The 14,570-nt window shown below is 70.1% G+C and carries 11 protein-coding genes and 1 pseudogene; 7 read left to right on the top strand and 5 right to left on the bottom strand.

The window, feature by feature from the left end; translation table 11 throughout:
* Nucleotides 1-189: 189 nt before the first annotated feature.
* Nucleotides 190-954 (top strand): 2OG-Fe dioxygenase family protein, encoded by a 765-nt coding sequence (locus ACIQ7Q_RS10145; RefSeq protein WP_403858553.1) that lies wholly within the window; start codon nucleotides 190-192, stop codon nucleotides 952-954.
* Here the strand turns inward: ACIQ7Q_RS10145 and ACIQ7Q_RS10140 are convergent.
* Nucleotides 941-2,053: a glutamate--cysteine ligase gene (locus ACIQ7Q_RS10140; RefSeq protein WP_403858551.1), complete on the bottom strand. Its 1,113-nt coding sequence runs from the start codon at nucleotides 2,051-2,053 to the stop codon at nucleotides 941-943. The two genes, ACIQ7Q_RS10145 and ACIQ7Q_RS10140, sit on opposite strands and share 14 nt — an antisense overlap.
* A 133-nt stretch (nucleotides 2,054-2,186) precedes the next feature.
* Here ACIQ7Q_RS10140 and ctaD point away from each other — a divergent pair, with 133 nt between their 5' ends.
* Both ctaD and ACIQ7Q_RS10130 read left to right on the top strand, forming a co-directional pair.
* Complete coding sequence (gene ctaD, locus ACIQ7Q_RS10135; RefSeq protein WP_403858549.1) at nucleotides 2,187-3,872, top strand: cytochrome c oxidase subunit I; 1,686 nt, start codon at nucleotides 2,187-2,189, stop codon at nucleotides 3,870-3,872.
* A complete protein-coding gene (locus ACIQ7Q_RS10130) occupies nucleotides 3,869-4,258 on the top strand; it encodes a cytochrome c oxidase subunit 4 (RefSeq protein ID WP_403858548.1) in 390 nt (129 codons plus the stop codon). The genes ctaD and ACIQ7Q_RS10130 overlap by 4 nt, the downstream gene beginning before the upstream one ends.
* Before the next feature lie 36 nt (nucleotides 4,259-4,294).
* On the opposite strand, the gene ACIQ7Q_RS10125 is transcribed toward ACIQ7Q_RS10130, so the two are convergent.
* Both ACIQ7Q_RS10125 and ACIQ7Q_RS10120 read right to left on the bottom strand, forming a co-directional pair.
* Nucleotides 4,295-5,914: a cytochrome bc complex cytochrome b subunit gene (locus ACIQ7Q_RS10125; RefSeq protein WP_403858546.1), complete on the bottom strand. Its 1,620-nt coding sequence runs from the start codon at nucleotides 5,912-5,914 to the stop codon at nucleotides 4,295-4,297.
* A 137-nt stretch (nucleotides 5,915-6,051) separates the two neighbouring features.
* On the bottom strand, nucleotides 6,052-7,893 hold the full coding sequence (locus tag ACIQ7Q_RS10120; protein WP_403858545.1) for a thiamine pyrophosphate-requiring protein: 1,842 nt from the start codon (nucleotides 7,891-7,893) through the stop codon (nucleotides 6,052-6,054).
* 155 nt (nucleotides 7,894-8,048) lie between these two features.
* On the opposite strand from ACIQ7Q_RS10120, the pseudogene ACIQ7Q_RS10115 reads away from it, so the two are divergent.
* The 3 genes and pseudogenes from ACIQ7Q_RS10115 (at nucleotide 8,049) to ACIQ7Q_RS10105 (ending at nucleotide 12,102) form a co-directional block, all read left to right on the top strand.
* Nucleotides 8,049-8,655, top strand: a pseudogene (locus ACIQ7Q_RS10115) (flavodoxin family protein).
* A gap of 4 nt (nucleotides 8,656-8,659) precedes the next feature.
* Entirely contained in the window at nucleotides 8,660-10,987 is a 2,328-nt protein-coding gene (locus ACIQ7Q_RS10110; RefSeq protein ID WP_403858543.1) for a phosphoketolase family protein, read from the top strand.
* The gene (locus ACIQ7Q_RS10105; protein ID WP_403858541.1) at nucleotides 10,984-12,102 is read left to right on the top strand and encodes an acetate/propionate family kinase; all 1,119 of its coding nucleotides are present in this window, start codon (nucleotides 10,984-10,986) and stop codon (nucleotides 12,100-12,102) included. The genes ACIQ7Q_RS10110 and ACIQ7Q_RS10105 overlap by 4 nt, the downstream gene beginning before the upstream one ends.
* A gap of 176 nt (nucleotides 12,103-12,278) precedes the next feature.
* Here the strand turns inward: ACIQ7Q_RS10105 and ACIQ7Q_RS10100 are convergent, their stop codons facing one another.
* Nucleotides 12,279-13,166 (bottom strand): hypothetical protein, encoded by an 888-nt coding sequence (locus ACIQ7Q_RS10100; protein ID WP_403858539.1) that lies wholly within the window; start codon nucleotides 13,164-13,166, stop codon nucleotides 12,279-12,281.
* A gap of 149 nt (nucleotides 13,167-13,315) precedes the next feature.
* On the opposite strand from ACIQ7Q_RS10100, the gene ACIQ7Q_RS10095 reads away from it, so the two are divergent.
* Entirely contained in the window at nucleotides 13,316-13,831 is a 516-nt protein-coding gene (locus ACIQ7Q_RS10095) for a GNAT family N-acetyltransferase (RefSeq protein ID WP_403858537.1), read from the top strand.
* A gap of 213 nt (nucleotides 13,832-14,044) precedes the next feature.
* On the opposite strand, the gene ACIQ7Q_RS10090 is transcribed toward ACIQ7Q_RS10095, so the two are convergent.
* Nucleotides 14,045-14,521 carry a VOC family protein gene (locus ACIQ7Q_RS10090; protein WP_403858535.1) on the bottom strand — a complete coding sequence of 159 codons (477 nt, stop codon included), beginning with the start codon at nucleotides 14,519-14,521 and terminating at the stop codon, nucleotides 14,045-14,047.
* Between the last annotated feature and the right edge of the window lie 49 nt (nucleotides 14,522-14,570).

Below are 14,570 nucleotides of genomic sequence, written 5' to 3'. Positions count from 1 at the left end.
CAACTCCTCACCGTCTGAGCCGGATGGCACGGGTCGCCGGGTTCCCGGGCACGAAGCTGCCAATCATGGGCCAATCATGAGCCGCTCATGGGCCGCGGGCCGTGCGGGAATGCGGCCGCTCAGCGGCCCGCCGATGATGGCAAGGGCCCGACATCGCATGCCCTACCGGAGAAAGGCGATGGCAATCCGATGGATTCCGACACCGACATCCTGGCGGCGGCGGCCGATGCCGCCGCGCGGACCGGACGCGCCGTCGACGCGGCCCGCAGAGCGCTCGCGGCCACGGGCGTGTACCTCATGCCCCCGGACGACGTCCTCGCCTGCGTCGGCGCGGACGCCCCCTCCTGGGCCCGCTTCGCGGCCCACTGGGAGGACCTGTCGGAGGACGAGTACGCCGCCCGGTGCGGCACTCGCAGGCTGCGGCGCTACGGACATTTCCTTCTCGCGCCCGCGACCGGAGAGCTGAAGCTCCTGCCGCACGAGGTCTTCGTCCAGCCGGACAACACGAACCCTCTGTACGAGACGGTGGATCGTCACTTCGAGCCTCTGACCGGCGCTTTCACAGCCGACCCCGTTCTGCGTTCCGTCCTCGCGCTGCTGGGCCGGACGGCCGGTGCCCTCCACTCGCCCCAGTGGTGGAGCGTCAAGGTGCACCCCTTCCGGGTGATCGCCACGGAGGACGACAAGGGAGAGCCCACACCGGAGGGCCGGCACCGGGACGGTGTGACGCTCGTGTCGTCACTGCTGATCGGACGCGGCAACGCCACCGGCGGAGAGAGCACGGTGTACTCGCCCGAGGGCGACGAGGTGCTGTCGGCGACGATGCACGAGCCGGCGAGTCTGCTCCTGTCCGACGACCGCGCCACGTTGCACGGTGTGTCGCCGATCCGGCCGGTCGACGCCGGGCTGCCCGCCTACCGGGACGTCCTCGTCACGACCCTCACCCCGGACTGACGCTGCCGGGAGCGGCCGTGGCGACGAGAAGGCCGTCCACGACATCGTTCAACCGTGAGCGCCGTGTCCAGGCGGCCCGCTGCCGCTGCGCCCCGCAGCCGTGCTCGTCCAGGCGCCGAAGGAACGCGTCCACGCGGTCCACGTCCCCGTACTCCCGCAGCTGCGGGAGCACGTGGTCGACGAGGCGGGCCGCCTGTGCCGCGAAAGGCAGGATCTGCTCGGTGAGCGGGTCCACCCCGCGGCCCGGCCAGCCGTCCCGCGCGGCGCGCCAGTAGGCGGCGCGCAGCAGCTCGCCGCAGGTGTGCGGTCCCCGGTCCCCACGCCGGACCCGTTCCACCGAGCGCACGACCAGCGCCCTGACCAGCGCGGTGAGCGCGGCGGTGTCCGATGGGTCGGTGGGGACGTCCATCACACGGATCTCGATGGTCGGCACCCGGGGGTTGGGCCGTACGTCCCAGAAGGGGATGTTCGCGTCCAGCATCGCCTCAGAGTCCTGGAGTGCGGCCGTGAGCCGTTCGTAGTGGGCGAGGGATTCGACGTAAGGAGGGGCGCTCAGCGCGGGGAAGCGGCCGCGGATGACGGTCCGCCAGCTCGCGTAGCCGGTGTCACGGCCCTCGAAGAAGGGTGAATTGGCGCTCATGGCCACGAACAGCGGCAGCCAGGGCCGCAGGTGGTTAGCGGCCAGCACGGCGACCTCCCGATCCGGTACATGGACATGCACATGGGCGGAGCAGATGGTGAAGTCGTCCATCATCGTCCCGAACTGATGGATGCCCGCGCGGTATCGCGGGTGGTCGCCGAGGACGCGGGCTCCCGCACCGCCGATGACGGGGGTTCCCGCGGCGCACAGGCCGAGGCCGTCGGCGCGGGAGGCGTCGCCCGCGGCCCTGCGCACCGCGGTCAGCTGCCGAAGCAGCTCTGCGGCGTTGTCGCACGGTGGTGTGCGCACCTCGAGCTGGCCCTCGTGGAACTCGCCGGACACCAGGTCTCCGACGGTTTCGCGGGCCAGTGCCACGATGCGGCTGCCCGCCGGCTCTACGGTCCGGGTGATCGTGTGGACGAGGAAGAACTCCTCCTCCACGCCGATGGTGGTCGTCATCCCCTCAGAATCCTCCCGATCGTGCAGGGGTGCGAACAGGGGAATGCCCAGGTTTCCCACGAGTCCACATCGGTTACACGGGTTTGATGTGGCCCGCTTCGGTATGCGACAGGTGCGACAGCGAGAGCAGCGAATGACGGTCGTGGACAGCAGTTCGACGTCCGGGCGGAAGGGGACGCGATACACCGCGGGCGCGACCGTGCTTCGCTGGCTGACGACCACCGATCACAAGACCATCGCGAACATGTATCTGGTGACCGCGTTCGGCTTTTTCCTCTTCGCCGGGCTGCTCGCCATGCTGATGCGTGCGGAACTCGCGAGGCCCGGTCTGCAGATCGTGTCGAACGAGCAGTACAACCAGCTGTTCACCATCCACGGCACCGTGATGATGCTGCTGTTCGCCACACCGACCTTCGTCGGGTTCGCCAACGCTGTGATGCCGCTGCAGATCGGTGCGCCGGATGTCGCCTTCCCACGGCTCAACGCCTTCACGTACTGGGTGTTCCTGTTCGGCGGTCTGATGGTGGTCTCGGGCTACCTGACGAGCAACGGGGCAGCCTCCTTCGGCTGGTTCGCCTACTCCCCGCTGAACGGGCCGGTGCACTCGCCGGGCACCGGCGGCGACCTGTGGGCCATGGGTCTGGTCGTCTCGGGACTGAGCACGATCCTGGGCGCGGTCAACTTCATCGCCACCGTCCTGTGTCTGCGCGCCCCCGGTATGACGCTGTTCCGCATGCCCATTTTCACGTGGAACGTGCTGTTCACGTCGATCCTGGTGCTGCTGGCCTTTCCGGTGCTGACCGCCGCCCTGCTGGCGCTCGAGGCCGACCGCAGATTCGGCTCCCATGTCTTCGATCCGGCGAACGGCGGGGCCCTGCTGTGGCAGCACCTCTTCTGGTTCTTCGGGCATCCGGAGGTCTACATCGTGGCCCTGCCGTTCTTCGGCATCATCACCGAGATCCTGCCGGTGTTCAGCCGTAAGCCGGTCTTCGGGTATTTCGGACTGATCGGTGCGACCGTCACCATCACCGGTCTGTCCGCAGTGGTGTGGGCGCACCATATGTTCGCGACCGGTGCGGTGTTGCTTCCGTTCTTCTCGCTGGCGTCGCTGTTGATCGCCGTGCCGACCGGGGTGAAGTTCTTCAACTGGATCGGAACCATGTGGCACGGATCGCTGTCGTTCGAGACACCGATGCTGTGGGCGATCGGGTTTCTCACGACGTTTCTCTTCGGAGGGCTGACCGGGGTGCTGGTTGCCTCGCCGCCGCTCGACTTCCATACCACCGACAGCTATTTCGTGGTCGGGCACCTCCACTACGTGCTGTTCGGCACCGTCGTGTTCGCCATGTTCGCCGGGTTCTACTTCTGGTGGCCGAAGTTCACCGGCAGGATGCTGGACGAGCGGCTCGGCAGGATCCACTTCTGGACCCTGTTCGTGGGCTTCCAGCTCACCTTCCTGGTGCACCACTGGCTGGGGGCCGAGGGGATGCCCCGCCGTTACGCCGACTATCTGGCCGCCGACGGCTTCACCACCCTCAACACCCTCTCCTCCATCGGGGCCTTCCTGCTGGGGGCGTCGACGCTGCCGTTCTTCTACAACGTCTGGAAGACCTGGCGGTACGGCGCGAAGGTCACCGTGGACGACCCGTGGGGCTTCGGCCGGTCGCTGGAGTGGGCGACCTCGTGCCCGCCACCGCGCCACAACTTCGTGGCGCTGCCCAGAATCCGCTCCGAGTGCCCCGCCTTCGACCTGCACCATCCGCAGGTCGCCGCGGCTCGCACCAAGAGGGCGGGCGAGAGCACGGAAGAGGTGTCATGAAGCCGGAAGCCCTGCTCTTCCTCGGAGTCGCCCTGTTCTTCGCGGCGTCCGCCGTGATCTACGGGTGGTGGGCGGGAGATCCGACCGGGACCGCGGTGCTGGTCGTGTCGTTCCTGATGGCCGCCCTCGTCACGTTCTTCCTGTGGCGGCAGGACCGGCGGCTGGGCACCGTCCCGCAGAACCGCGGGCAGGCCGAGGTCCGGGAAACCGCCGGCCGGTTCGCCTTCTTTCCGCCGCGCAGCTACTACCCGGTGCTCGCCGCGGTGGGCACCGCCGTCCTGGCGTTGGGCGTCGTCTACGGGCTGTGGCTGTTCCTCATCGGCGCGGGGCTGCTTGCGCCCGGCGTCGTCGGCTTCGTCTTCCAGTACAACGACCCCGAGCCGTGAGCCGTTGTGCGCGGCGACGGGTCTCCCCTGTCCCGGCTACGCCCTGGCGCGGGGTTCCTCGTCCGGTTCTTCCGCCGGGCCCCCGGCGCGGTGTGCGGCGTCCGCCCGGTTGTCGGGGTGGAACCACGTACTGAGGGCGCGCCGGACCCGTTGCGGCCGGGTGTCCTCGGCGCCTTCCTCCGCCCCCGGCAGCGGGCTGGGCGGGGCACGGTGGGTCATGACGTACCGCACCTCGGGAGACAGCGGGCGATGGCGTTCGCCGTAGGTCCCTTCGACCGACTGCCGGAGGTCGCCCGTCTCCTCCCCCTCGGCCAGCAGTTCAGCCTCATGCGCCTGCAACGCCAGGCAGAGCCGTTTGGTGAGCCAGAAGGCCGCGACGGGGCCGAGAACCACCAGGACACGCATGATCCACGTCAGTGCGTTCACCGAGACGTCGAAGGTGAACGCGACGATGTCCTGGCCGCCGGCCACGAGCAGCAGGCCGTAGAAGACAATGGCGGCGACGCCCAGCCCCGTGCGCACCGGCCGGTCGCGGGGACGGTCGCACAGATGCTGTTCGCCCCGCTCCGCGGTGATCCACCGCTCCAGGAAGGGATACGCGTACAGGGCGAGGAAGAACACACCGGGGAACACGACCGCCGGAATCAGCGGGTTCCACTGGACGGTGTGACCCCACAGCCGGGTCTCGAAGCCGGGCATGACACGCATCGCGCCCTCGATGAAGCCGAGGTACCAGTCGGGCTGCGCCCCCGTGGACACCTGATCCGCACGGTAGGGCCCGTACGCCCAGACGGGGTTGATCTGCGCCAGCCCGCCGAGGGCGGCGAGCACGCCGAAGACCAGGGCGAACAGACCGCCCGACTTGGCGGTGAAATGCGGGACCATGGGGCGGCCCACCACGTTGGCGTTGGTCCTTCCCCGCGCGGCCCACTGGGTGTGCTTGAGATGGAAGACCAGGATCAGGTGCGCCGTCACCGCGGCCAGCAGCAACCCCGGCAGAAGCAGGATGTGCACCGGGTAGAGCCGGGAAATGATGTCCTCGCCCGGGAACTCGCCGCCGAATACGAACATGCTCAGATAGCTGCCGACGATCGGGACGGACAGGATGAACCCCTGGGCCGTACGCAGCCCGGTGCCGGACAGCAGATCGTCGGGCAGCGAGTAGCCCGCGAATCCCTCCAGGATCGTCACGATCAGAAGGGTCACGCCGATCACCCAGTTGGCCTCGCGCGGTCGGCGGAACGCACCGGTGAAGAACACCCGCAGCATGTGCACGCCGATCGCCGCGACCATCACCAGCGCGGCCCAGTGGTGGATCTGACGGATCAGCAGACCGCCGCGCACCGCGAAACTGATCTCCAGCGTCGATGCGTACGCCTCGCTCATGCGGATGCCGAGCATTGGTGTGAAGGCGCCGCGGTACACCACCTCGCCCATGCCCGGCTCGAAGAACAGCGTCAGGTACACGCCGGTGATCAGCAGCACCACAAAGCTGTAGAGGGCCAGCTCACCGAGCAGGAACGACCAGTGATCCGGAAACGCCTTGCGCAGCAGCGCGCCGCCGTCGAACAGCGGCAGACGGGCGTCGAGGGCGACGGACGCGTCCTTCGCCGCCCGTCCGGCCCTGCGCCTCGGTTGTTCCCGCCTCGACAGCACCCGCCACGCACCTCTCACCGACGATCCGGCATTCCGCGGCCTTGCGGCCGACGTGAGCCATACCCGGAAAAGGTGGTTTGTCCCTCACGGTCGCCGGAGAGGCGGCCCCCGTCCACGGACGGCTTGACGAGGCTGTCCTACCTGTCGTCGTCCGCACTGTCGTTCGTCGCACCCGGCCGGTCCGCGCGGTGCCGGGTTCCTGGCAGGAATTCCTGCACCTTGGCCTTGAAGCCCTGCCGGATCATCGAGCCGCGGTCACTGTCGCCGTGCAGGATCGCCGAGGCCGCGGCCTCGATCTGGTCGAGCGAGGCGTGCGGCGGGATCGGCGGGACTGCCGGGTCGGTGCGGAAGTCGATCACGAAGGGACGGTCGGCGGCGAGGGCCTGCTTCCAGGCGGCTTGGACCTGCTTGGGCTTCTCGACGCGCACTCCCCGCAGACCGATGCGCTCGGCGATGTCGGCGTAGGGCAGGTCGGGGATGTGCTGGGACTCCTCGAACTGCGGGGCCCCGGACATGGCCCGCATCTCCCAGGTGACCTGATTGAGGTCGCCGTTGTTCAGCACCGCCACGATCAGCCTCGGGTCGGACCACTCGCGCCAGTACTTCGCAGCCGTGACCATCTCCATCATGCCGTTCATCTGCATCGCACCGTCACCCACCAGGGCGATCGCGGGACGTTCGGGATGGGCGAACTTGGCTCCGACGGCGTACGGGACGCCGGGGCCCATCGTGGCGAGCGTCCCGGACAGGGAGCCCCGCATACGGCCGCGGAGCCGCAGATGCCGGGCGTACCAGTTGGCGGCGGAGCCGGAGTCGGCGGTGATGACGGCGTCGTCGGGCAGCATCCCGTCCAGGGCGTGCACCACGTACTCGGGGTTGACGGGATCGGCGTCCACGGCGGCCCTGCGCTGCATCACCTCCCACCAGCGGTCGACGCTCTGCTCGATCTCGTCGCGCCATGCGCGGCTCTGCTTGCGGTGCAGGCGCGGCAACAGGCGTCGCAGTGTTTCGCGGGCGTCGCCGACGAGGTTCACCTCGAAGGGATACCGCAGGCCGATCATGTGCGGGTCGATGTCGATCTGCACGGCCCGCGCCTGGTCGAGCTCGGGCATGAACTGTGTGTAGGGAAAGCTCGATCCGATCATCAGCAGGGTGTCGCAGCCCTGCATCAGTTCATAGGAGGGGCGGGTGCCGAGCAGTCCGATCGCGCCGGTCACATACGGCAGGTCGTCGGGGAGGACGTCCTTGCCGAGCAGTGCCTTGGCCACGCCGGCACCGAGCACGTCGGCGAGCCGTTCCACCTCGGCGCGTGCTCCGCGGGCGCCTTGGCCGACGAGCAGGGCGACCTTCTCACCGGAGTTGAGGATCTCCGCGGCCCGCTCGAGGTCCTCGTCCACGGGAACGGGTGCGTAGCGGCCGAGGCCCATGCTGGAGGGCACCATCTTGAAGGCGTGCTTCGGCGGGGTGTAGTCCAGTTCCTGGACGTCGGCGGGGACGATGATCGCGGTCACGGTGCGCCGGGCGTAGGCGGTGCGCATGGCTCGGTCGATGAGGTTGGGCAGCTGTTCCGGGACCGTCACGGTCGCGCAGAAGTCGGAGGCGACGTCCTTGTAGAGGTTCTGCAGGTCTACTTCCTGCTGGTAGGAGCCGCCCATCGCGCTGCGGTCGGTCTGCCCGACGATCGCCACGACCGGCACATGGTCCAGTTTCGCGTCGTAGAGCCCGTTGAGCAGGTGGATCGCGCCCGGCCCCGACGTGGCGGCGCAGACGCCGACCTTGCCGGAGAACTTGGCGTACCCGACGGCCTGGAAAGCCGACATCTCCTCGTGACGGGACTGCACGAACTTCGGCTTGTTGTCCGCACGGCCCCACGCGGCGAGCAGTCCGTTGATGCCGTCTCCCGCGTAGGAGAAGACATGCGTCACGTCCCATTCACGCAGTCGCTGGAGGATGTGGTCGGCTACTTTCGTACTGGCCATCCGGATCGCGCTCCTCACTGTCCGACCGGGCGGTGTGCGCCGTGGTCGTCCGGGCCTGCCCCGGGTAACCGGGGCGCGGGTGCGGGAAACATCGCGCCTCACCCGATAGGCTGGAACCCGGCGTGCCGGGGGACGCACCGGGTACTGGTCTTCGCATGAAGGCACTGGTGATCAACTGCACGCTCAAGGCGTCTCCGGATCCCTCCCACACCGATGCACTGGCTCAGGTGGTCGCCTCCCAACTCGAGATGTACGGGGTGGAGGTGGAGTTCGTCCGGACGGTCGACCTGGACATCAGGCCGGGCGTCGTCACCGAGGCGGTCGTCCCCGGTGACCAGTGGCCGCAGGTGCACGCGAAGCTGATGGACGCGGAGATCCTGGTCATGGCCTCGCCGACCTGGCTCGGCCGGCCCTCGTCCGTCGCCCAGCGTGTGCTGGAGCGTATGGACGCCATGCTTTCGGAGACCGACGACGACGGACGTCCGGTCGCCTACAACAGGGTCGCGGGGGTCGTCACGGGCAACGAGGACGGGGCGCACCATGTGATCAGCGAGATCTCGGGCGCACTGGCCGACATCGGCTGCACGATCCCCGGGCAGGCCATGGAGGTACTGGCATCTGGGGCCGGGTGCGGGACCCGACTACCTCGACGACGAGCGGGGGCACGACTGGTCGGACAAGACCGGCCGTGCGATGGCCGCCAACCTGTTCGGCACGGCGAAGGCGCTGGCGGCGAACCCGCTGGGCGCACCGCCGGAGTGAAGCCATGACTCAGACGTACCGGCGGGCGGCCGACTACGCGGCTGCCGCACTGATCTTCCTCAAGGACAACGTTCTGCTGCGCGAGCCCTTGCGCGCCGAGCATCTCAAACCCCGGCTGCTGGGGCACTGGGGCTCCTGCCCGGGCATCACGATGGTGTACGACGCGCTCAACGCCCTGATCCTCGAGCGTGACACCGACGTCCTGCTCGTGACCGGCCCGGGGCACGGCGCACCCGCCAACCACGCCAACCTGTGGCTGGAGGGCACCCATGAGCACTACGACCCCGCGCTGTCCCGGACCCGGAGCGGCCTGACCGAGCTGGCCCGGCGCTACTGTGCGCCCGACGGATTCCCCAGCCACCTCTCCCCCGCCGTGCCCGGCACCATCCACGAGGGCGGCGAGCTCGGTTACGCCCTGTCCACGGCGTTCGGCGCGGCTCTCGACGCCCCGGACCGGCTGGTGGTGTGCATCGTCGGCGACGGCGAGGCGGAGACGGGACCGACGGCCGGCGCCTGGCACTCGTCCAAGTACCTCGACCCGGTGACCGGCGGCGCCGTCCTGCCCGTTCTCCACCTCAACGGCTACAAGATCTCCTCGCCCACCGTCTTCGCGACCATGTCCGACGAAGAACTCGTCTCGCTTTTCCGCGGTTACGGCTGGGACCCTCGCATCGTCGACGTCACCGCCGGCCCGGAGGGCGAACCGGTCGCCGAAGCGGTGCGCGACGCCCACACGGCCGTCGTCGACATCCAGCGGCGTGCCCGGGAGAGCGGCCCACCGGAACGTCCCGTCTGGCCGATGATCGTGCTGCGCAGCCTCAAGGGACAGGGGGCGCCGGCCGAGGTCGAGGGAAAGCGCATCGAAGGTACGTTCCACGCCCACCAGGTGCCGCTGGACGACGTCCACGACGACCCGATCCAGCTCGCGGCCCTGGAGACCTGGCTTCGTTCCTACCGCCCCGAGGAGTTGTTCGACGAGGAGGGGCGGCCTGCGAAAGAGGTGCTCGCCGACTGTCCCTCGGGCGAACGGCGCATCGGCATGCAGGTGGCGGGCGACGGCGGCCGGCTGCGACGGCCTCTGGACCTGCCGCCCCTCGAGCCGTACGCGGTCGACGTCACGGCCGGCCCGGGCGCGGTGAGGGCAAGTCCCAACGGGGTGCTTGCGGGCTGGCTGACGGAGATCATGCACAGGACGGAGCTGCGCCGTGACTTCCGCATCATGTCCCCCGACGAGCTGGCCTCCAACAAGCTGGACGGCGTTCTCGAGGCGACCGGCCGCGGATACGTGTGGCCCGTCGAGGAGTACGCGGAGGACCTGACGCCGGACGGGCGGGTGATGGAGGTCCTCTCGGAGCACAACTGCCAGGGCTGGCTGCAGGGTTATCTCCAGACCGGCCGGCACGGGTTGTTCCCCACCTACGAGGCCTTCGCCTCCGTTGTCGACAGCATGCTCAACCAGTACGCGAAGTGGCTGAAGCTGTCCCGTGAGGTCTCGTGGCGAACTCCCGTCAGCAGCTTCAACTATCTGCTGACCAGCGAAGGATGGCGCCAGGAGCACAACGGCTACAGCCATCAGGGTCCGGGATTCATCAACAATCTGCTCACGAAGAAGGCCACGGTGACCGGCGTCCATCTGCCGCCCGACGCCAACACGCTACTGGTCACCGCGGAGCGGCTGTTCGCGGACACCGGGCGGATCAACCTGATCGTCGCGGGCAAGCATCCGGCGGCGCAGTGGCTGACTCTGGACGAGGCCCGAAGGCACTGCGAGGCCGGGGCGTCGACCTGGCGCTGGGCCTCCACGAACGCCGGCGAGGATCCCGAGCTTGTCCTGGCGTGCGCGGGCGGCATCCCCACTGTGGAGACACTCGCGGCGGCGGAACTGCTGCGCCGCGACCTGCCGGAGGCTCGCGTCCGCGTCGTCAACATCGTCGACCTGTGCGCGCTTGCCCCTCCGGACCGGCATCCGCACGGTATGACAACAGCCGACTTCGACGCGCTGTTCGGCTCGGAACTCCCGGTGGTCCTCGACTTCCACGGCTACCCGTCCGCCGTCCACCAGTTGCTGCACGGCCGCCCGCGACCCGATCGCTTCCATGTGCGCGGCTACGTCGAGGAGGGCACGACGACCACTCCCTACGACCTGCTCGCGAGCAACGGGGTCTCACGCCACGACCTGGCCATCACGGCGCTGCGGCATCTGCGTGGCCGCGCGGCGGCCACAGGCGACCTGGCGGACCGTTACGCGCTGCACCGGGACCGGCTGCGCAAGGAGCTGCGCCGTACCGGTGTCGACCCGGTCGAGATCACGGACTGGAGGTGGGGATCGTGACGGCCTCGAACCTGCTCGTCGTCGACGCCGGTTCGTCCAGCCTCCATCTGAGGGTGCTCGACGAGGAAGGCCGCGAGCTGGGCTCCCGCCATCTCGTCGAGGCCCCGGGGAGCGGAACGCCCGACGTGATCGAGGAACTGCTGCGCGAAGCGCCGCCCGTGGCGGGGACCGGGCACCGCCTCGTGCACGGCGGACCGCGGCTGCTCGGCCCCGTCCTGGTCGACGACGGGGTACGCGCCGAGCTGGACCAGGCCGCCGACCTGGCGCCCCTCCACGTACCGCCGGCGCTCGTGGCCCTCGACGCGACACGCAGACTGCTGCCGGACGTGCCACATGTGGCGTGCTTCGACACGGCGTTCCACGCCGGGTTGTCGCCCGCCGCCCGGACATATGGGCTGCCCCGCGAATGGACGGAGCGGCACGGCCTGCGCCGGTACGGCTTCCACGGTCTGTCATACACGTGGGCCCTGCGCCGGGCCGCGGCCGTACTGGGACGGCGGGCCGACGAACTGCACCTCGTGATCACCCACTTGGGCGGAGGATGCTCGGCCTGTGCGGTGCGTGAGGGGCGGAGCGTGGACACCACCATGGGCTTCACCCCGCTCGATGGTCTGGTGATGAGCAAGCGCAGCGGCAGCGTCGATCCAGGGCTGCTGCTGTGGTTGCAGATGTCGGCGGGGTTGTCTGCGGAGCGCATCTCCGAGGCGCTGAACCGCGAGTCGGGGCTGCTGGGCCTGTCCGGCACGTCCGGGGACACGCGGGATCTCGTACGGGCCGCGGCCGCCGGGGACCGGCGGGCGGACCTGGCGCTCGATGTCTTCGCCCTGGGGGTGCGGCGCGGTGTCGCGAGTGTCGCCGCCTCACTCGAGAGGGTCGACGCGTTGGTGTTCACCGGCGAGATCGGCGGCGACCAGCCGGAGGTGCGGGAGGCGGTCTGCGCCGGGCTGGGCGTGCTCGGCATCAACGGGGGCCTGCGGGCGGTCAACCCGCAGGAGGACGCCGTCGTCAGCGCGCCCGGCGCCCGGGTACCCGTGCTGGTCGTGCCGACGGGCGAGGTCCAGCAGGTGGCACTGGAGACACGAGCCCTCCTCACCCGGCGTGCCGGACTGAAGTAGCGGCCGGTTCGGACCGGAGACCGGGCGCGGTGGGCGTTTCGCCTTCCCGCCCCTTCCCCGAGCCGGGGGCGCTGCCCCGGACGCCCGTGCCTCGAACGCCGCCGGCCCTGCGGCTGCCGGCACCTTCACCTCGTCCGGGGGCACTCCCCCACGCCTGGCGGGGTGGGCAAGCCCGCTCAGGCGCTGTGCCCGGACAGTCGTTCCACCGCTGCCTGCGTCTTCTTCGCGTGGTTCCGCGCGTCCCGTGCCGTACGGTCCGCCGCCGCCGCGCGGTCGCGAGCCTCCCGCAGCCCGTCCTCCGTCCGGCGCTGCTGCTTCCGGGCCTGTCTCAGCTCCCGTTCCAGCGAGGCCACCCGCTCGCCCGACTCCTCGAATGCGGCTTGGGCCTGCTCGAGCTCGGCCGCCGCCGCTTCCCGCGCATGCTCGCCCTCGCGGGCCTGTCGCTCGGCCGCCTCGGCTTCCTGCCGGGCGCGATCGAGCTGCTCACGGTGACGCCGGTCGCGGCGGTCCTCGTCCGGCTCCGTCGCGGGCACCGGAGCCTGCGCGCGAGGGCGGGCCGGCGTGGCGACGGCCGCTGCGCTCGCTTCGAGCCCGCTGAAGCCGACGGGTGCGCTGAGCGGCTTCTCGAGGTGCCCCGCGGCCCATTCCCGCGCGGCGTGGGGATCGGCGAGGACGGCGTGCAGGGTGGCCTCGATCTCGTGCAGGGCGCTGTCGCCGACGGCCTGTCCCGCGTCCGCCGCCAGCCGCCGGGCCTCTCTGGCCAGCGCCCCCACCAGCAGATGCTGCTGTCTTCCCAGCTCGCGCAGCTGCTCGCCGTCGAGGTCGCGGTGGGCCGCGCGCAGCCCCTCGCCGAGGCTGATCAGCGGCTGGATCTTCTCCGGTTCCCGGCGTACCAGCAGATTGCACGCCCACGCAGACACCGTCGGTCTGTGCAGCGCCCGGATCCGTTCGGCCAACTCACGGTCCCCCGCCTTGCGGGCGGCTGCCGCACGCGCGTTGCGTGCTGCCGTGAACTCCTCGGGGCGCAGGGCGTACAGCTCGTCGAGAACAGTTTCCAGTTCCACGGTGCTCCTTACGGTCCGCGCCCCCGCCGGACACCGGCCGGTTCCCAGGATTCCATCCCGGCACGGCCCCGCCATCGGGCTCCGCCGGGTGCCAACGGACGAGCGGTGTCCTCGGCACACCGCTGCCCGCCCGTGCCATGATCGCCGTTATGTCTCCCGCTCCCGTGGTCTGGCCCGCCGCACTCACGACCCGACGCCTCGCGCTGCGTCCCGTCGAGCGGGCGGACGTGTCGGTGATGGCCCGTCTGTGGACGGACCCCGAGGTGCGACGGCACCTCGGGGGGCCGGTGGACAGCAACGTCGTCCGGATCCGCGAGCAGAGGTGCGTCGGCGCCCGCGGGGTGTTCGCGGTCGCACGCCGGGCGGACCACGCGGTCGTCGGCCTCGTGAGCGTGGAGCCCGATGCCCGGGACGGCAGGACCGAGGTGTCGTACCAGTTGCTGCCGGAGCACTGGGGCCACGGCTACGGGGGCGAGGCCGTCGCCGCCGCCGTCGACTGGGCCCGGAACAACGTGACGTCTCCCGTCCCCGGAGTGACGGCGTTGACGCAGGAGGCCAACGCCCGGTCCAGGCGGCTGCTCGAACGTCTCGGCGCCACGCTGGTGGACAGCTTCGTCGAGTGGGACGAGCCCCAGGTCCTCTACGCGTTCCCGCACCGGGAGTAGAGCCGGGCCGTGGTGATGTGCGCGATTGCCTGAGGGCTGGTGTCGGCCCCTCCGCGGGTGCGGCCTGCGGCTTGGGGGCGGGGCCGGGCGCGGTGAGGCCCCACAGGCGCGGGACCCTGGGCCGTCCACCTCGGCGCAGGACTCGGGAGCGGCCCCAGGGCCGTCCGCCTCGGCGCCGGGCCCGCCGGACGGCCCCTCGGGTCCGCGGGCGGCTCACTCCGCCCGGTCGGCGGCCGCGTAGAGCGCGGCCACGTCGAGCTTCTTCATGCCGAGCATGGCCGCCATCGCACGCTGGGCACGGGCGTCGTCCTTGTCCGTCAGCAGCTCCCCCAGGGCGACGGGGACGATCTGCCAGGACAAGCCGTACTTGTCCTTGAGCCACCCGCAAGGGCCCTCCTGGCCGCCCTCGCCCAGCTTCTCCCAGTAGTAGTCGACCTCCTCCTGGTCCGCGCAGTTGATCAGCAGGGAGATCGCCTCGTCGAAGGTGAACTCCGGGCCGCCGTTGATCGCGGTGTACTCCTGGCCGTCGAGCACGAAGTCCACGGTCAGCACGGTGCCCGCCGCCCGGGGTCCCGCCTCGCCGTAGTACGAGATGTGCTTGATCTCCGAGTTCGGAAAGACCGAGACGTAGAACTCGGCGGCTTCCTTGCCCTGGGTGTCGAACCAGAGGTTCGGGGTGATGCGCGGCATCGGTGCTCCTGGTGGTCGGGTCGGTGTGAGCCCTGCTCCGGTACTGACC

It is taken from the genome of Streptomyces sp. NPDC096176, assembly GCF_044763255.1.
GTDB lineage: Bacteria > Actinomycetota > Actinomycetes > Streptomycetales > Streptomycetaceae > Streptomyces.
The sequence above is the reverse complement of the archived record's forward strand: the minus strand, read 5'-3'. Positions and strand labels throughout refer to the sequence as shown.

Coding starts and splice junctions, on each gene's coding strand:
- ACIQ7Q_RS10145 (WP_403858553.1), top strand. CDS start 190: ATGGATTCCGACACCGACATCCTGGCGGCGGCGGCCGATGCCGCCGCG.
- ACIQ7Q_RS10090 (WP_403858535.1), bottom strand. CDS start 14,521: ATGCCGCGCATCACCCCGAACCTCTGGTTCGACACCCAGGGCAAGGAA.
- ACIQ7Q_RS10120 (WP_403858545.1), bottom strand. CDS start 7,893: ATGGCCAGTACGAAAGTAGCCGACCACATCCTCCAGCGACTGCGTGAA.
- ACIQ7Q_RS10140 (WP_403858551.1), bottom strand. CDS start 2,053: ATGACGACCACCATCGGCGTGGAGGAGGAGTTCTTCCTCGTCCACACG.
- ACIQ7Q_RS10095 (WP_403858537.1), top strand. CDS start 13,316: ATGTCTCCCGCTCCCGTGGTCTGGCCCGCCGCACTCACGACCCGACGC.
- ACIQ7Q_RS10110 (WP_403858543.1), top strand. CDS start 8,660: ATGACTCAGACGTACCGGCGGGCGGCCGACTACGCGGCTGCCGCACTG.
- ACIQ7Q_RS10130 (WP_403858548.1), top strand. CDS start 3,869: ATGAAGCCGGAAGCCCTGCTCTTCCTCGGAGTCGCCCTGTTCTTCGCG.
- ctaD (WP_403858549.1), top strand. CDS start 2,187: ATGACGGTCGTGGACAGCAGTTCGACGTCCGGGCGGAAGGGGACGCGA.